Source organism: Ruegeria sp. YKSD179 (assembly GCF_059612885.1).
This window is the reverse complement of sequence record NZ_JBXWRL010000018.1, coordinates 57161-74213: the sequence shown is the minus strand read 5'-3', so window position 1 is coordinate 74213 and position 17053 is coordinate 57161. Positions and strand designations below refer to the sequence as shown.

Genomic DNA, 17053 nt, shown 5'->3' with positions numbered 1-17053 from the left:
TTTTGATCTGAACCCGGAAGTTAATCTGCCCGCGGGGCGCAAACTGCGCCCTGCCGGGGTGCTTGTACCAGTAATGGTGACCGAAAGTGATCCGCGCCTAATTTTGACCAAAAGGTCGTCGGCACTAAAACACCACCCCGGTCAAATCGCGTTTCCGGGCGGCAAGCAGGATGAAGGTGACAAGGATGTCACTGCGACCGCGCTACGCGAAGCAAAGGAAGAAATCGGTCTACCGCTTGAATTTCCGCGTATTCTGGGACGTCTGCCGACCCATGAAACCGTTACATCCTTTTCGGTGACCCCAGTTATTGCTGTGCTTGATCGTCCGTTCGACCCTGTGCCAGAACCTGGCGAGGTAGAAGAGGTCTTCTCGGTTCCGCTTGCGCATGTCCTCGACCCCGCGAACTACGTGATCGAATCTCGTCGGTGGCGCGGCCAAAAGCGATATTACTTTACCGTACCATACGGGCCTTATTACATTTGGGGCGCCACGGCCCGCATTCTGCGAGGGCTGGCGGCGCAGGTAAACGAATGAACCGAATCACCGAAGAATGGATAACCAAACCGGCTACTCAGGCGGTTTGTGCCGCACTGACAGCAGGAGGTGCGCAGGCTTTTTTTGTCGGTGGCTGTGTAAGAAACACGATCCTGCAGGTGCCAGTAACGGATATAGACATTTCCACAGATGCGCATCCAGAACAGGTCATTCACATGGCTGTGGCGGCGGGGCTGAAAGCGATCCCAACCGGTTTTGAGCATGGAACAATTACCGTTGTAAGCGATGGTGTACCACACGAAGTCACAACTTTTCGCCGAGATGTAAAAACTGACGGTCGCCGCGCGGTTGTTGCTTTTTCGGAGAAGGTCGAGGAAGACGCCGCTCGCCGCGACTTTACGATGAACGCGCTTTATGCCCGGCCGGACGGTTCTATTCTGGACCCACTGAATTGCATGCCGGATTTGTTGGCGCGAAAGGTTCGATTTATTGGCACGGCTCGGGACAGAATCCGCGAGGATTACTTACGCTCGCTGCGATATTTTCGGTTTCACGCCTGGTATGGCGACGCCGAGGCCGGATTTGATGCCGACGCGCTATCTGCGATTGCCGAAAACCTTGGCGGGCTAATCGGGCTGTCGCGGGAAAGGGTTGGGGCAGAGCTACTGAAACTCTTGGGCGCGCCGGATCCTGCACCTTCAGTCGCGGCAATGCGCCAAGCCGGTGTTCTGGCTAGTGTACTACCGGGCTCTGAAGATCGACCGCTTCCAATCCTGATTGCAGTTGAAAATGACGCGGGTGCGATCCCCGATCCTGTTCGGCGACTGGCTGCCATCGCCCCGCCCGAAGTTGCGGAAACCTTGCGCCTCAGCCGCGCTCAAATGCACCGGCTGACAAGGATGAGGGACGAAGCGATGAGTCCGGCAAGTGTTGCCGAACTTGGATTTCGCTACGGCATCGAAGGTGGATTGCACAAAACACTGTTGCGTTGTGCATTTCTGGAGCATCCATGGTCACATCAGATGGCAAGGGATTTGAAACGCGGGGCAAGCGCCGAATTCCCGGTAAAGGCGCAAGATCTGATACCGGACTTTACCGGCCCGGCGCTGGGTCGGAAACTGGCCGAGCTCGAGGCAAGATGGATCGAGTCAGGGTTTAAACTGAAACGCGAAGATTTGCTGTCTGAGTAAATGAAGTCTCAAAAGGGGATGACAAGCTGAGCGGTTTGTGATTACGTTCGGCTGTGACCCAATAGGAGGGAGGAATGCGAATGTATTACGGGATTTGGTTCGCCTAAAGCGCGGAACACTTGACCCGTAGGGTGGTGTTTAAGCGCCATCTTTTTTCGTATTCCAATTTTAAGCTCATCGGAGCACCCTCAATGTTTCGCTATTTCGAAAACCTCGTTGACCCATTTGTCGCCTATGATGAGGTCGACAAACCACCAACGCAATTGTGGCCTTTCATGTTGGATTATTCCCGGCCTTTCTTTCGCGTTTTTGTTTGGGCGGGGCTCATTTCCGTGGTCGTTGCCGCAGTCGAAATCGGGCTCATCTATTACATGGGCCGGGTCGTTGACCTGCTAGGGAGAAGTCCGGCAGAGGTTTGGCGGGACCACGGGACCGAGCTGTTGCTGGTTGCCGCGTTTGTCCTGTTGTTGCGGCCCCTCCTACATGTCATCGATGTTCTGTTGCTGAACAACACTATCTTACCCAACTTTGGTACGCTAATCCGATGGCGTGCACATAAACATGTTTTGCGCCAATCCGTTGGTTGGTTCGAAAATGATTTTGCAGGGCGAATTGCAAACCGGATAATGCAAACACCGCCTGCAGCTGGTGAAGTCGTGTTTCAAGTGTTTGACGCGATTTCATTCTCCCTGGCGTATCTGATTGGAGCTGCAATACTTTTGATGGCTGCAGACCCACGTTTGCTGTTGCCGCTGCTGATCTGGTTTGCCCTTTACGCGCTTCTCGTGCGCTGGACGGTGAAGCGTGTCGGGCCGGCGTCGCAGGCTGCATCAGATGCGCGGTCCACCGTGACGGGGCGTGTCGTTGACAGCTATACCAACATACATTCGGTCAAGATGTTTGCCCACGCACAGCAAGAGTTGGACTATGCCCGCGAGGCCATTGAAGAAACGCGCCGCACATTCCAGATCGAAATGCGTATCTTCACAATCATGGATGCTGTTTTGGTTACATTGAACGGATTGTTGATCGTTGGCGTTGTTGGATGGGCGATTATGTTGTGGATGCAAGGCAGCGCAACCGTGGGCGTTGTGGCCGCAGCAACGGCACTGACTCTGCGTCTCAATGCGATGACCGGTTGGATCATGTGGGCGCTTACCAGCTTTTTCCGGCAGCTTGGTGTTGTAGCCGAAGGCATGGAGACGATAGCGCAGCCCATCGACCTTTTGGATTCGCCGGGCTCCAAGCCCCTGCAGCTAACAGAAGGTCGGATTGAAATCCGCGATTTATCGCATCACTACGGTCGGAAAGCTGGTGGGTTGGATCGCGTCTCATTGACGATACACCCCGGGGAAAAAATTGGTCTGATCGGTCGGTCGGGAGCTGGAAAATCGACCCTAGTTAAGCTTCTTTTGCGGTTTTACGATGTCGAAAAAGGCGCAATCCTTATTGATGATCAGAATATCGCTAACGTGACTCAGGACAGTCTCAGGCGCCACATTGGCATGGTTCAACAGGACAGCGCGCTTTTGCACCGCTCTGTCCGCGATAACATATTGTACGGACGTCCCGACGCGACCGAAGAGCAGATGGTCGCCGCGGCCAAGCAGGCAGAGGCTCATGAATTTATTCTAGACCTTCAGGATCCACAGGGCCGTGCGGGATACGATGCGCATGTCGGTGAACGAGGCGTAAAGCTTAGCGGGGGTCAACGGCAACGCGTGACGCTGGCGCGGGTTATTTTAAAGGATGCTCCAATCCTTTTGCTGGACGAAGCAACTTCGGCACTAGATTCCGAGGTTGAAGCGTCAATTCAGGAGACACTTTACGGAATGATGCAGGGAAAGACCGTGATCGCGATAGCTCACAGGCTTAGTACGATTGCACAGATGGACCGGATCCTAGTCATGGATAGCGGGCGGATCGTCGAGCAAGGCGCTCACGCTGATTTGTTGGCCCATGGCGGCCTGTACGCGCAATTCTGGGCGCGGCAGTCCGGAGGATTCATGAACCCAGAGGCCGCCGAATGAGAATTGCCGATCTCATTCAGCCTTTCCGACCAACCGAAACGCCCCCGCCGCAGACTTTGGGGGCGTTCATTCGCTGGTGTTTGTCTGGTGCCTGGCCCATGTTGTTCGCGGCTGCGTTCTTTTCGGCCTTTGCGGGCGCTATGGAGGCAGGTACCGCTTGGATCTTGGGGCGCGTCATTGACGTGGTGACCGCCAGTGGCCCGGATAACTTTCTGACAGGTGCAAACTTGTGGAAGCTGATGGGTGCGGTTGCTTTTTTCATGTTGCTGCGACCCCTGTTGTTCGGCCTCTCCTCGCTGTCGAACAACTATATCGTCATGCCGAATATCACGCCGTTGGTTCTTGCCAAACTAAACCGCTGGACATTGGGACAGTCGGTGACTTACTTCGACGACGATTTTGCTGGTCGCATTGCTCAAAAACAGATGCAAACCTCGAACGCGATGGCGTCTGTGGTGTCTGAAACAATCAGCGCGATTGTATTTGCAATTGCCTCGTTGGTTGGCTCTTTGCTTTTGTTAGGGTCAATACATCCATTGGTTATGGCGCCGTTCGCGGCTTGGCTGGTGGTCTACTTTCTATTAATCCGCTGGTACTTGCCTCGAATACGTAAACGTTCTGCTGCGCGCGCCGGCGCACGCGCGACGGTTTCAGGGCAGGTTGTCGATACGATTACCAACATCAAGACAGTAAAGCTGTTCGCGCATGGCGAATTTGAAGAACAATCCGCACAACAATCGATGGTTGATTTGCGGGAAAGATCCCTTGATTTTGGTATGTTGTCCGCAAGTTTTCGATTTGTGCTAATGACACTTGCTGGCGTTCTGCCGGTTCTGCTGCTGGGTGCGACGCTTTTGTTGTGGCAGAACGGGAACGCCACGACCGGTGACATAGTTGCAGCAGGCGCTGTTTCTATCCGGATTGCTCAGATGACTGGCTGGGTCAGTTTCACTCTTATGGGTCTTTATGCAAATGTCGGTGAAATCGAAAACGGAATGAAAACCCTGACCAAGCGAGACAGGGTCGAAGATGCGCCTGCAGCGCAAAACCTGAACGTAAAACGCGGGCAGATTGTTTTTGAAAATGTAAGCTTTGCCTATGGTCGGGACATAGGCGGTGTAACGGACCTATCCATGACAATTGAGCCGGGTGAAAAACTAGGTATTGTCGGCGCTTCCGGGGCGGGAAAGTCCACATTAGTTTCACTGCTTCTTAGACTCTATGACAGGGAAAAAGGCGCTATTCTTATAGACGGGCAAGATGTTGCGGCGGTTACCCAAGACAGCTTGCGGCGTCATATCGGAATGGTCACGCAGGAAACTGCGATGTTTAACAGATCAGCGCGTGACAACATTCTTTATGGTAACCCATCCGTGTCCGAGAAAGACATGATTTCTGCTGCGCGGAAGGCTGAGGCTCATGAGTTCATTTGTGATCTGCAGGACGCGCATGGCCGCAAAGGATACGATGCGCATCTAGGAGAACGCGGTGTTAAACTAAGTGGCGGGCAGCGCCAACGGATTGCTTTGGCACGCGCGATCCTAAAGGACGCGCCTATTCTCGTTCTGGATGAAGCGACTTCGGCGTTGGATTCCGAGGTTGAAGCTTCTATCCAAACGGCCCTGCATCGGGTGATGGAAGGCAAGACAGTTTTGGCCATAGCGCACCGCCTTTCGACACTGAGCGAGATGGACAGAATCATTGTTCTGGACCATGGCAAGATCGTCGAAAACGGGTCTCATGACGTTCTGTTGGCTCAAAACGGTCTGTACGCTCGCTTTTGGCATCGGCAATCCGGAGGTTTCATTCAAACCGCGGCTGCCGAATAAGGGTTTTGTTACTGGCCAAGCCCCGGTATCAGGCCAGCCATGACGCAGGATTACACCATTCTCCGGCTTGGACATCATGGAGACGGAATAGCAGACGGTCCGATATACGCCCCTCGCACTTTACCGGGCGAGGTGGTTACTGGCGTGCTTGAAGGTGATCGACTGAGCGATATTCGCATCAAATCGCCATCAAGCGAGCGCGTCAAAGCCCCTTGTGATCATTATAAGTCTTGTGGCGGATGCCAATTGCAACATGCTTCGGACGAGTTTGTAGCGAGATGGAAGATGGACGTGGTTCGAGCGGCATTAGCCGCACAACACATCGAAGCCATTTTGCGCCCCATCCAGACTTCTCCTGTCCGGTCCCGCCGGCGTGCAGTGTTATCCGCGCGCCGCACAAAAAAAGGAGCCTTAACAGGGTTTCATGGGCGCAGCTCAGGCACCATCGTGGAAATATCAGATTGCCATGTGCTTGACCCTGCCCTGACAAACGCCCTGCCCGTTGCCGAGGCTATGGCTGAATTGGGCGGCAGCCGCAAAGCCGAACTCTCGGTTACTCTCACCCTTTCCGAGGTCGGACTGGATGTGGCGGTGAGAGGGGGTAAGGCGTTAGACGGTCCGCTGGAATTGGCATTGGCGCAAGAAACCGAGCGGCACGGTCTTGCGCGCTTGACTTGGAATGATGAGATCATTGCCATGCGGCAGGCACCGGCCCAGCATTTGGGACCGGACCTCGTAGTCCCGCCGCCAGGCGCGTTTTTGCAGGCTACAAAGCGCGGAGAGCAGGCTCTAACACAGGCGGTTATGGAAATATCCAAAGGCGCAAAGAAAATAGCTGACTTGTTTGCTGGCTGCGGTACGTTTTCCTTCCCGCTTGCCCATTTGGCCGAAGTCCATGCAGTCGAAGGCGACGCAGCTATGACCCGCGCGTTGGACCAGGGTTGGCGAATGAGCATTGGCTTAAAAAAAATCTCAACCGAGGTGAGGGACCTTTTTCGCCGCCCTCTTATGGCAGACGAGTTAAAACAGTTCGATACCGTCGTTTTGGATCCGCCGCGGGCTGGTGCCATCGCGCAGATTGCAGAAGTGGCAGTGTCCAAATGTCCTGTCGTTGCCTACGTGTCGTGCAATCCAATCAGTTTTGCGCGGGACGCCAAAAAACTGTGTGCCGCGGGTTACACCCTTGAATGGATACAAGTTGTTGACCAATTTCGATGGTCGTCACACATCGAACTGGTGGCCGGGTTCACACTTCGTCGATAGATAGGATCAAACAGGAGAGTGCCAGAATGGAGATCAGGCAACGGCTGCAGGACTTTGTCGAGGATCCAAGGTTTGCGCGGTTCATCACAGCCGTAATTCTTGTCAACGCGGTCCTATTGGGAATGGAGACTGCACCCAGTTTGATGGACCGCTTTGGTTCGGTAATCGTTTTTTTGGACACGATTTGCCTTGCGATTTTTGTTGCTGAAATCGCGTTGAAGCTGGTCACCTTCGGGCGGCGATTTTTTACCAGCGGCTGGAATTTGTTTGATTTTACCATCGTTGGGGTCGCACTGATCCCAGGAGGCGGTGGCCTTTCAGTGCTGCGGGCCCTTCGAATTCTGCGCGTTTTACGGGTAATTTCAGTTGCCCCACGATTGCGCCGTGTCGTCGAGGGCTTCATTTCAGCGCTTCCCGGAATGGCTAGCGTTTTTCTGTTGATGGCCATTTTGTTCTACATAGGCGCGGTGATTTCGACAAAACTGTTTTCTCAATCCTTTCCGGATTGGTTTGGCGACCTCGGTCTGTCAGCCTACACGTTGTTCCAGATCATGACGTTGGAAAGCTGGTCGATGGGCATCGTTCGGCCGGTGATGCAGGTTTACCCGTATGCTTGGTTGTTTTTTGTCCCCTTCATAATGGTGACGACATTTGCGGTGGTAAACCTGCTGGTTGGTTTGATCGTCAATTCGATGCAGGATGCGCACCATGCAGAGGATGAAGTTAAAACAGATGCGTATCGTGATGAGGTGCTTGAGCGGCTGGAAAACATTGAACGCAGACTTATAGAACAGGCGAACATCAAAAAGTGATTTCAGTTTTTCTCGTTTCTGGCATAATGCGAAAAAAAAAGAGCAATCAGGCAGTGAAAACATGGATCGTCGAGCATTTGGACTAGGGGCGATGGCGACGCTGAGCCTTTCAGCATGTGCCTCCACAGGCCCCAGATTTCTAAGTTACAATGGCCCTGAAGTGACCTCTTTGGTCATAAACAAGGGTGCCCGCAGAATGTATCTTCTGCATAACGAAAGGGTCCTCAAGGAATATAAGGTGGATCTTGGGTTTGCGCCCTACGGTACAAAAACCAAACGTGGCGATGGTCGTACACCCGAAGGTACCTATCTAATAGATCGCCGCAATCCGCGCAGCAGATATCATCTTTCACTGGGTATCTCGTACCCAAATTCGGAAGATATCGCCAAGGCCAAAGCTGCAGGTGTCGATCCGGGCGGTGACATTTTTATTCATGGTCAACCCAATCGACGATCTGAACGCAAGCGTGCGAAGAAAACAGAAGACTGGACAGCAGGCTGCATCGCGGTGAAGAACAATGAGATCGAAGAGATATATTCCATGGTCTACGAAGGTACTGTGATTACACTGCGCCCTTGATTTTATGCACCAGATGGCAACCAAGGACCAAAGCCAAACTGCAAATAGTCTTGCCGATAGGTTTTGTGCGCCAGGGCTTCTAAATCCGCATCGTAAATTTGAGCCAACGTGAACGGAGAGTCTGGATCTGATGCGATTGGTCTTGGCGGGTGTCGGTGACCAACTTGTCGGGCCAGCTCGGGCAACGCGTTGTTCAATTCGTCTTCGCGCAGAATGCTGTCCGGCAACGCGAAAGATGAAATCCCCTGTAATGTCTGAACCTGCGAACACCAAAGCCCATCGACGCGGATGGGCGTTTGTCCGGCTAAAATCTTCTGCAAAAACGCAAGAAATGCTGAAAATCCCTCGTGGTGCTGTTCAACGGAATAATCTGAAAGTTCAAAATCTTCCGGTATTGGAAGTTTGTAGCGGTTGCGCAGCATGTTACGAATTTTGATGTATGCGCCTGGCGCCGTTCCCAGTATACGCTCGCAGTACACGGAATGAGCCCTCGCCAGTGGATGCCGCAAAACTGTAAATTTGCGGTGGCCTGGTTTCGATTCCATCCAACTGCGCACTTTTTTTTGGTTACGGTCGGTTAATAAGTCTTGGACATTGACCGAATCCAGCTCAGCAAGCCACCGTTCGACCGCCGCCTCGGGACCTCCGCGAACCGGAAGATACATCAAGGACGTTTTTGCTGCACATACGTATCGGGATACAGAAGGCCCTCTTCGTGGTTCGAAATTCGGGGTGCGATGCAGATTAAACCGATCCAACCCTGATACCGCGCGTTCCATTTCCTCGGGGTTCTTGACTTTAGACAAAGTCAGCTCAGGGTTTTGGCGTTTCAGATGTCGGCTAAGCTCATTCAGACGCGAACGTACACCAAGCCATTCTGCCAACCCATTTAGAACTTCAATATCGTTCAGATCATCAAAGCCGATGTAAAACGGAGTTTGACCGGACGTTTGCAGTTTATTCAAAACCATGCGTTGAAACTCGGTCCGCTGCTCGATTTGTTCAGCAAACTCTGCGGGGTCAAATGTAACTTGTGCCTCACGTCTTTGTTTTATGTTCACAAGCTTCCACTGTTTGGTTTCAACCGCGATCTTCCATGAGACATAACTGTCCAGCGGGTTGCGCGTTAATATGATTTTAGCGCAACGCGGGTCGTCCAGTGCGGGACCCAAAGCGCGTGCGTCGTGAGTGCTAAAAAAGCGAAACCCATTCAGTTCACCAGGTGCATTGCGAATTGCGTCGATTAGTGCTGATGGATCGCGATCACGCTTTTCGGGTGTGAAACCCAGCATTTCAGGCAATTTGGGCAACCCCACGAAAAATGGATTGAAAGCTTCGCCATAACAGGTGACCCCATCCAGTGTGTTTAAGTGAAGCTCTAAAAGGTTGGACCCGGTGCGCATATCGGCCAACACGATGAAATAGTCAAAGTCCGGTGTCATTGCAGTCTATTTCACCAGATAGGGTTTGCGAAAGGGCCTGACTTGCGTGTCAAAAACATCATCGGCAGAAAAATCACCCGTCAAATATGGGTGCATACCCTGGTTCTTGAGGTTTTGAAGAAATTTACCGAACCCAGTCAGATCAACCATTTTTGGAGCCTCGGTTACAGGCCTAAGATGTGGAGCGCCAATATCATCGATTATGGTCTGAAGCTGTTCCATAGGAGCTTCGACGAATTCGGAAAGTGACCAAATACGAATGTCAGCCTTGGCATCCAGCGATTTCAAAACCCTCAACTGTTGCGTTTCGACTTGCTGCAACCGGGCGGCCTCGGCCCGGATATCCGCGAAATTCAAATTCGATCTAAATAACGAAACGGCCCAGGCTCCGGTTATGATCGAAATTTTAGCGTTCTTATCGAACGCCAGAAAAGTGTTGATTTTTTGTAAATCGGAGGGACCAAACTGGAAGCACTGTCGTTCGCCGCGCGTATTCCAGATCAGGTTCGTGATAAAGGCTTCCGGGTTATAGTCCCTCAACTTGGCGCTATCGCTTAGTCCGCCATTCAACACCGTTTCATTTCCGCCAAACCGTGCCCGTTCGGGGCTGAAAAGATGTCCGTGAACGCGGGAACCGGTTGCGTTAGTCAGCCATGGCTGGAAATCTGAAAACAGATCGTTAAAGCCCTGAAAGACTGAATATGGGAACGCTGTTAACCCGCACCCTTTGTTTAGACTGGGAAATCGGCTTTGCATATATAACCCATCCCGGCCCCGCGTGCGTCGTTCCATTGCCTTTGCAAATAGACGGTCGATTTTGCCTGGATTGGGCTCGGCGGGTTTCATGGCGCCAGCTTGATCGGTCAGAAATGCCTGATACAGCCGATCCGCCCGATGCCATACCTTGCGCGCAACAAAACAGTCTGACCGGCGCAGCAATTGCAGGTGATCATCGTAGAAAATGTGAGGCCGACCTTGGTAGTTAAATTTTGACAACGTCAAAGAGCGGCTTTCTATTTGAGTAGAATATAGTCGGGCCAGGGTTTGAAAATAACTTTCGTCCGGGATCCAAACCTGCTGAAAATACCGGTCGTAAATCCTGCGTTTTGGGTCTTGCAGAATGGCGGAAAGGGTCTGTCGGGTGAGGCACCACCACTGGCTGCCCATATGAGGAACTAATCCTTCCGGAACGGCACGGCGAATTCCCAAGGCTCGTTGAAGTCGAACATGTGCGTCAAATAATCTGCGCTGCTTTCGCCAGGAAAACGGAAACCGAAATGTAAACCGCTCAAGATCCAGACCACCGACTGTCCACATTACGTCGCGAGTGGTTGCGCTTTCAATGAAATCTACCCGCTTGCGATCGGCCAAATAATTGACCAATTCAGTCACTGGCCGCAACGGTAGACAAGCCCCGGACGACAGATAGACATGGTGAACTTCTGAAAACCGATCCAACAAAAGGGTGGCTGCAGACTGTGACGCTGCAACAATACCCCAACCTCCCCAATCACAGACATGACGATCGGAAAACAATATCAGCGGATCGTCAGAGCAAGACTTAACGAACTGGGAATAAGTCGTTTTATTGACCTTGCGGTCAACGTGGATCACTACTGGACAGCCCGATGCGGTCCAGTGTCTGGCAACTTGTTCCGCTCGGTCCAAGGCGGTGTGAACCAGCATGACGATGCCCAGAGTGCTCATGCCCAGTTTCCTTTAGACATCAGCCCCAATATTTCCAGTTGCCGCCAGTTGATGAACTTTTCTGACCACTCGTTCCAAAAAACAGGACCATACTGCAACCGTTCAGCATAAGCGCGATATTCATCCGATTTGCGGTAATGTTGTCCGCGACTCAGTTCTTCGCGTGTTTTGTCACCCAAGGTGTCGAGCAGTTTGGCGTGCAATAGAGCACCGCTGGTCTTTTCTCCGCCATTTTGCTCGTAGACTTGGTTCAACCCTCGCGGAAGCAATGCATGGGTCGAGCTTACATATGTGTAGCGCCGATCCCACTTGACCAGCGGGATCTTATTCAAAGCTGGCGCTTTGGAAGGTGTTTCATAAAAAAACACCCGGCTGCGTGGCCCGCCTTGTATCCAAAGATTTCCGTAGGTCGGATTGCGCGAAATCATATAATTCCCAGTGTCGAACCACGGTGCGACCTCAAAGGGGTTCTGACCTTCTTGGTACGGCGTCTCTTCGATTGGGCCGCGCGGATACATGTCGATTAACATTGTGCCAAAACTGCGTACACTTGTGTCGTCCAGCCAATCCGTGAGAGCACGGATTGGTCGGGTATCGCAAAATGGATAGATAAAGAACTCGTCCGGATCGACTGTTAGGACCCAATGGCCGTGGGCGTAACTGCGTAGCAAGTAATTGACCCAATCGACCCCAAAGGTTGCGCGTCGATAGCTGGCCTGGGTGTTCCAAACGGAAACGTCAGGTTGTTGGGTCAAAAACTCGGCTGATCCATCGTCGCTGTCATTGTCGACAAACAGAAAATGATCAACACCCAGCTTGCGGTAGTAATCCAGGAAATACGGAAGGCGGATTTTCTCGTTCCGGATGACGCTCATCAAGAGTATGTCATCAGGCTGGATGACATTGGTGGCGTCTTGTTTGACGTTCAACTCGCGTCTTTTGCGCATGCAACGCAACAAACGGCGCTTGCGCCGCAGTCTCATCCGATAGGAATCCAAAAGGCTCACGCGACTGCCCTACCCTCTTTACGCGAGCTTGCCCGGAAGTGGCATTGGCCTGAGTGGTCCCGGACAATTAACGTTTTATGGCATTTTTGCACATTGCGAGGCAACGGGTTTAAATCCCGTATTTTTCTCCTTGAAGCCCCGGCATTTCATATCTTGCCCCAATCCCCTGCCTGCATCAGGCCAAGATCAACCAACTGCACCCAATCCTCATACTTGGTTGACTGGTGTGTCCACATATTGGGTCCTGAAATTATGTCATCGTAATAGGATTGGAACTTCAAAGGATCATGAAAATGCTGTCCCCTTTCCTTTTCGGCTTTAGATTTTTCGATCACATCCGGAAGGAATTTGTTGTGTAACAAAACGCCTGAAGGCATTTTACCACCGGGCCCATCGTAGGCCTGATTCAAATGGTGTGGAAGTGCCGAGTGGCACGAGTTCACATAGGCAAAGTGCCGAGACCATCGTACAAGCGGTATCTTGTTCAATGTCGGCGAGAGGTCTGGGCTATCGGTGAGAAAGACACGTTCCCGAACGCCTCCTTGAACCCAGAGGTTGTCCATGGGTTTCTGCCTTTTGATCCTGTACGGCCCATCGTCAAACCAGCCCAAGGTCGCTACCGGGTCCGTTTTTGGGTCATAATTCTGCGTGCCGAGCGGACCCTTAGGGTACATATCCAGCATTAGCGCGCCGAATGCGATCTGGCCGGTCGCATCAAGCCATCTAGTTAGATGCGGCAATGGTCTCGTGTCGTGGTGGGCGTAAATCAGGATTTCGTCAGCGTCCACCATCAGCGTCCAGTGCTCGTGGCCATAACGCATTTGCAGCCACGTAAGCCAATCAAGTCCGAACCGAGACCTCCGGTAGCTTGCATCGGTATGCCACAACGAGACGTCAGGTTGATTGCAAAGAAATTCAAAGGTGCCATCGTCGCTGCCGTTATCCACCATTAGGAAATGGTCAACTCCCAAGCTGCGATAGTGATGGAAGAACCAAGGCAAGCGGGTTATCTCGTTTCGCACGATGGAAAAGGCCAGAATAGCACCTGGCGCAATGTTTTCCGTGCGATTTGACTGACAGCTTAGCTGATGGCGGCTTCTAAAAGACCGCCAAAGCAGACGTTTGCGTTTGAGGCGCAGCCGATATTTCTGCTGCCAATTCAGCGGATTAGAATCGGCAGCTTCGCTATTCACGTAATCCTTATTTCCAGGAGCCACCGTTTTCTTGCCACCGTCCGGCATTCGCCTAATTTTCGCAGCATGCGAGTGCATAACCGGTTTGCGCCAGGGCTGTGCAAGCATGAAACCCAATAAAACTTGCGCCGCCTGTCACTCGGATATTGGTCATTCCAAACCCATCGCGGCCATCATTTCCTCGATTTTGGCAACGTCCTGAGGGTTATTCAACTCCCAGAATTGGCGGCCCTTGGCTTCAACTTCCACACACAAAACTTTGCGCCCGTTTTCCATAAAACGTAATTGTTCAAGTCCTTCTAGCGTTTCCAGGGGCCCAATATGCCAATTGGGATAAGCCGCGAGCGCATCTGGGCGGTAAGCGTACACTCCGACATGATGAAAAACTGGCGTATCATCTGAGCTATCGTATGTTTCTGAAGTAAAGGGTATCACTTCCTTCGAGAAGTATAACGCGCTCTTATCATTCCCGAAAACCGCAGTTGTTCCACCAACCCGGCCATGTTTTCGATCATTCAAAAGACCGTTCAGCGCGTCGCCGTCACATCGTAGAACCGGGGTTGCGACGCCTGCCTGGGGAGCGGCACGCAGACCCGAGATCAAGTCCTCGATGAACCAATGCGGGGTCAACGGGGCGTCACCCTGCAAGTTGACTACGATTTCGTATCCTCCGTTCAGTTTGGCCAAGGTTTCAGCGCAGCGTTCAGTGCCGTTTCGACAACTTTCAGAAGTCATTACAACTTCGGCGCCAAACCCTTCAGAAACTTGGCGAATTCGATCATCGTCAGTTGCTACCACAACCCGATCAGCGCCAGACACGCTCATAGCCGCGCGCCAGGATCTTTCAATCAAAGTCATGGTGGCGCCCTTTGCGCCAGTCAGCGGCACGAGGGGTTTGCCCGGATAGCGGGAAGAGGCATAGCGCGCGGGAATGGCAATAAGAACAGACATCAGGCTTCCTTAAGCTCAACACCCGGAGCGTAGGCTATGAAGAATGGATTTGCATAGCCATCCTTTCCATATTCGAGAGGCATATGATCATCAAACCTCACTACTTTGCCGCCCGCACCCAAAAGTACGGCGTGCCCTGCAGCGGTGTCCCATTCCATTGTGCGGCCAACCCGGGGGTAAAGGTCGGCTTCACCTGTAGCCACTAAACAAAACTTCAGCGATGATCCTGCACTCTTGCTGTCTCGGACATGATATTTATCAATATAGTCCTCGGTCGCCTGATCGCGATGCGATTTCGAGGCCACAACAAAAAGTCCGGAATTGTCAGGTTTAGAGACTGAAATTGGCGCCGTCTCTCCCTGCTGATCTTTCTCCAAAGCGCCGGTTTCTTCGACTGACTGACCATCGGCCTGAGTGTAAAACATCCTGCCGCGCGCAGGCGCGTAAACCACACCCCGCGTTGGTACGCCGTTTTCCACCAGTGCTATATTTACGGTGAAATCACCACGTCGATTTATGAACTCTTTGGTGCCGTCCAACGGATCGACAATCAGAAAGGTTTCATTGGTTTTTTTGTGCGAGTCTGCCTGCTCTTCGGTAACCAACATGACATCGGGGAACGAATCCTGCAGGCCCGCCGCGATCAGGGCGTCAGCGGCTTCGTCGGCTTCGGTCACAGGGCTGGAATCGGATTTGACTTTTACCTCAAAGTCATCGGCTTCGTAGATCTGCATGATCCTGTCGCCAGCCTCTAAGGCAAGTCGCCTTATGACGGGAATGAGGGAATTATAATTCACAAAAAAACTCCGTTCCTGTGGTTTGTTGATCCGAAATTATGTCGGCCTTATGCTGCGATGAATACGGAACGGCAAGAATTTCGTGCCAAATTGATGGCGAAGTAGCAGGGAAGAGTATTCGCGTGTTTCAGTACAGTAGAAATCAGACTTTGGTGGGCGGAGCATTCACGACTGCCGAATTGGTCTTTCACGCCGTCGTTCGTAACATTCGATCTCAGCACTCAAACGCGGTTGTCGCGATTATTGTTAATATTATTCAAGTCCTTCTCATTGTTACGGCGTTCTATTTTCTTTTGTCATTATTAGGAACACGAGTGGCCAAGATACGCGGGGAATTCATACTTTTCCTTCTTTCTGGCGTCTTCGTCTTTCTGACGCATATTAAATCCGTTGGAGCGATTGCCAGCGCTGGTTCCGGCAACAGTCCGATGATGCTGCATTCCCCGATGAACCGGATTGTTATGCTGATGGCGTCGGCCTTTGGGATTTTTTACACCCAGCTCGTTTCGATCCTTGTGATCTTGTTTGGATACAGCGTTGCCGTCGCCCCGCTGGAGGTTCAAGACCCTGGCGGAGCGTTTGCCATGCTGGTTTTGTCGTGGTTTACGGGTTGTGCGGTGGGCTTGGTTTTTCTAGCTATACAGCCCTGGTTTCCGCGTCTGGCCGCAATATTGAGTTTGGCTTATCGGCGCTTGAACATGATTTTTTCAGGCAAAATGTTCATTGCCAATGCGCTGGGCGGTTTCATGTTGACCATGTTTGCCTGGAACCCCTTGTTCCACATAATTGATCAGTGCCGCGGCTTCATTTTTCGAAATTACTTTCCGCGTAACACCAGTTGGGAATATGCGCTTTGGGTCGGGATTGTTCTGACCATGATCGGTTTAATGGCTGAATTTTACACGCGAAAGCATGTGTCGAAAAGCTGGAGCGCGCGGCGTTAGGTCGCCACACGCAACGTTAGGTTTATGCGCCCACCTTTCGGCAGCAATCGAGACGAACCAAACCGGATGCGGTCAACTCCGTGATAGGCAAGCCGAGCGGGGCCTCCCATAATGACCACATCACCTGAACCCAACCAGATCGACTCGGTTTTGCCTCCCCTGGTGGTATTGCCAATGCGGAACAATGCATCATCGCCCAAGGAAATTGAGACAACGGGCCATGAAAAATCCGCCTCATCTTTGTCTTGATGCATGCCCATGCGTGTACCGTCGCCATAATAGTTGATCAGGCAGCATTCGGGCAAACGGGCCACGCCTGTTACATCATGCCAGATAGAGGCGATTTGGTTTGGAATCGCGGGCCAAACCACGCCATTGGGGTGGGTATCCTGGTACCTATAGCCGCGTTTGTCCGAGACCCACCCCAGATTCCCCGCCGACGTCATGCGCACCGACATTTTCTTGCCAGAAGGAGTTGTCGGATGAAATAAAGGTGCGGATTTCAGAACCGGGCGCAGAACCTGAACCAATTCAGTTTGAGCGGAGGCACCCAAATAGTTCTTTCGAATGTCGAAACCACGCAAAAGCAGCCTTGTCATCGCGGAATCCTCATTCCTTAACAATTCCTTTTCCCAAAAGGCACCAGAATCCGTGATTCCCACGTTTCTGAACGCTTGCAGGCCTCTGGTCACGCCCTTATATACGCCGGGACGCGCTAAGGTGTAGTGCCGTAGCGCAAATCAGATCGGGGCAGGGATGCCATAACGGGTCCCGGCCTCGGGACATCGCCTTGAAGAGAAAGGGATTGCAAA

Annotated in this window: 15 protein-coding genes; 8 read left to right on the top strand and 7 right to left on the bottom strand. The window is 52.2% G+C overall.

Features of this window, described 5'->3' with window-relative positions:
* From AC2FNE_RS11595 to AC2FNE_RS11565, 7 genes are all read left to right on the top strand, one after another.
* Window positions 1–535 (top strand): CoA pyrophosphatase (locus AC2FNE_RS11595; RefSeq protein ID WP_496805428.1); only part of this gene is annotated, 535 nt, incomplete at its 5' end.
* Complete coding sequence (locus AC2FNE_RS11590; protein ID WP_496805427.1) at window positions 532–1686, top strand: CCA tRNA nucleotidyltransferase; 1155 nt, start codon at window positions 532–534, stop codon at window positions 1684–1686. The genes AC2FNE_RS11595 and AC2FNE_RS11590, both read left to right, overlap by 4 nt.
* 191 nt (window positions 1687–1877) lie before the next feature.
* Window positions 1878–3716 (top strand): ABC transporter ATP-binding protein, encoded by a 1839-nt coding sequence (locus AC2FNE_RS11585; RefSeq protein WP_170606457.1) that lies wholly within the window; start codon window positions 1878–1880, stop codon window positions 3714–3716.
* Window positions 3713–5545 (top strand): ABC transporter ATP-binding protein, encoded by a 1833-nt coding sequence (locus tag AC2FNE_RS11580; RefSeq protein ID WP_496805426.1) that lies wholly within the window; start codon window positions 3713–3715, stop codon window positions 5543–5545. The genes AC2FNE_RS11585 and AC2FNE_RS11580 overlap by 4 nt, the downstream gene beginning before the upstream one ends.
* Window positions 5546–5584: 39 nt before the next feature.
* The gene (locus tag AC2FNE_RS11575) at window positions 5585–6808 is read left to right on the top strand and encodes a class I SAM-dependent RNA methyltransferase (RefSeq protein ID WP_496805425.1); all 1224 of its coding nucleotides are present in this window, start codon (window positions 5585–5587) and stop codon (window positions 6806–6808) included.
* A 26-nt stretch (window positions 6809–6834) separates the two neighbouring features.
* Window positions 6835–7620, top strand: a complete 786-nt coding sequence (locus AC2FNE_RS11570) for an ion transporter (protein ID WP_170480957.1) — start codon at window positions 6835–6837, stop codon at window positions 7618–7620.
* 61 nt (window positions 7621–7681) lie between these two features.
* Window positions 7682–8200, top strand: a complete 519-nt coding sequence (locus tag AC2FNE_RS11565; RefSeq protein ID WP_170480954.1) for a L,D-transpeptidase family protein — start codon at window positions 7682–7684, stop codon at window positions 8198–8200.
* 2 nt (window positions 8201–8202) lie between these two features.
* Here the strand turns inward: AC2FNE_RS11565 and AC2FNE_RS11560 are convergent, their stop codons facing one another.
* The 6 genes from AC2FNE_RS11560 to cysQ all read right to left on the bottom strand — a co-directional run bounded on the left by AC2FNE_RS11560 (window position 8203) and on the right by cysQ (window position 15297).
* The gene (locus AC2FNE_RS11560) at window positions 8203–9642 is read right to left on the bottom strand and encodes a nodulation protein NodH (protein ID WP_170606449.1); all 1440 of its coding nucleotides are present in this window, start codon (window positions 9640–9642) and stop codon (window positions 8203–8205) included.
* A 6-nt stretch (window positions 9643–9648) separates the two neighbouring features.
* A complete protein-coding gene (locus AC2FNE_RS11555; RefSeq protein WP_496805424.1) occupies window positions 9649–11349 on the bottom strand; it encodes a DUF5927 domain-containing protein in 1701 nt (566 codons plus the stop codon).
* Window positions 11346–12332 (bottom strand): glycosyltransferase family 2 protein, encoded by a 987-nt coding sequence (locus AC2FNE_RS11550; RefSeq protein WP_170606628.1) that lies wholly within the window; start codon window positions 12330–12332, stop codon window positions 11346–11348. The genes AC2FNE_RS11555 and AC2FNE_RS11550 overlap by 4 nt, the downstream gene beginning before the upstream one ends.
* Before the next feature lie 170 nt (window positions 12333–12502).
* Window positions 12503–13627: a glycosyltransferase family 2 protein gene (locus tag AC2FNE_RS11545; RefSeq protein ID WP_254442565.1), complete on the bottom strand. Its 1125-nt coding sequence runs from the start codon at window positions 13625–13627 to the stop codon at window positions 12503–12505.
* A gap of 72 nt (window positions 13628–13699) precedes the next feature.
* Complete coding sequence (locus AC2FNE_RS11540; RefSeq protein WP_170606445.1) at window positions 13700–14500, bottom strand: 3-deoxy-manno-octulosonate cytidylyltransferase family protein; 801 nt, start codon at window positions 14498–14500, stop codon at window positions 13700–13702.
* On the bottom strand, window positions 14500–15297 hold the full coding sequence (gene cysQ / locus AC2FNE_RS11535) for a 3'(2'),5'-bisphosphate nucleotidase CysQ (protein WP_170606443.1): 798 nt from the start codon (window positions 15295–15297) through the stop codon (window positions 14500–14502). The genes AC2FNE_RS11540 and cysQ overlap by 1 nt, the downstream gene beginning before the upstream one ends.
* A 314-nt stretch (window positions 15298–15611) precedes the next feature.
* On the opposite strand from cysQ, the gene AC2FNE_RS11530 reads away from it, so the two are divergent.
* Window positions 15612–16241, top strand: a complete 630-nt coding sequence (locus tag AC2FNE_RS11530; RefSeq protein WP_367648154.1) for an ABC transporter permease — start codon at window positions 15612–15614, stop codon at window positions 16239–16241.
* Here AC2FNE_RS11530 and AC2FNE_RS11525 read toward each other — a convergent pair.
* Window positions 16238–16840 (bottom strand): alpha-ketoglutarate-dependent dioxygenase AlkB family protein, encoded by a 603-nt coding sequence (locus AC2FNE_RS11525; RefSeq protein ID WP_496805423.1) that lies wholly within the window; start codon window positions 16838–16840, stop codon window positions 16238–16240. The genes AC2FNE_RS11530 and AC2FNE_RS11525 overlap by 4 nt on opposite strands.
* Window positions 16841–17053: the final 213 nt, after the last annotated feature.

Coding starts and splice junctions, on each gene's coding strand:
- AC2FNE_RS11540 (WP_170606445.1), bottom strand. CDS start 14,500: ATGTCTGTTCTTATTGCCATTCCCGCGCGCTATGCCTCTTCCCGCTAT.
- AC2FNE_RS11525 (WP_496805423.1), bottom strand. CDS start 16,840: ATGACAAGGCTGCTTTTGCGTGGTTTCGACATTCGAAAGAACTATTTG.
- AC2FNE_RS11580 (WP_496805426.1), top strand. CDS start 3,713: ATGAGAATTGCCGATCTCATTCAGCCTTTCCGACCAACCGAAACGCCC.
- AC2FNE_RS11555 (WP_496805424.1), bottom strand. CDS start 11,349: ATGAGCACTCTGGGCATCGTCATGCTGGTTCACACCGCCTTGGACCGA.
- AC2FNE_RS11590 (WP_496805427.1), top strand. CDS start 532: ATGAACCGAATCACCGAAGAATGGATAACCAAACCGGCTACTCAGGCG.
- AC2FNE_RS11545 (WP_254442565.1), bottom strand. CDS start 13,627: ATGCACTCGCATGCTGCGAAAATTAGGCGAATGCCGGACGGTGGCAAG.
- AC2FNE_RS11565 (WP_170480954.1), top strand. CDS start 7,682: ATGGATCGTCGAGCATTTGGACTAGGGGCGATGGCGACGCTGAGCCTT.
- AC2FNE_RS11570 (WP_170480957.1), top strand. CDS start 6,835: ATGGAGATCAGGCAACGGCTGCAGGACTTTGTCGAGGATCCAAGGTTT.
- AC2FNE_RS11560 (WP_170606449.1), bottom strand. CDS start 9,642: ATGACACCGGACTTTGACTATTTCATCGTGTTGGCCGATATGCGCACC.
- AC2FNE_RS11575 (WP_496805425.1), top strand. CDS start 5,585: ATGACGCAGGATTACACCATTCTCCGGCTTGGACATCATGGAGACGGA.
- AC2FNE_RS11585 (WP_170606457.1), top strand. CDS start 1,878: ATGTTTCGCTATTTCGAAAACCTCGTTGACCCATTTGTCGCCTATGAT.
- AC2FNE_RS11550 (WP_170606628.1), bottom strand. CDS start 12,332: ATGAGACTGCGGCGCAAGCGCCGTTTGTTGCGTTGCATGCGCAAAAGA.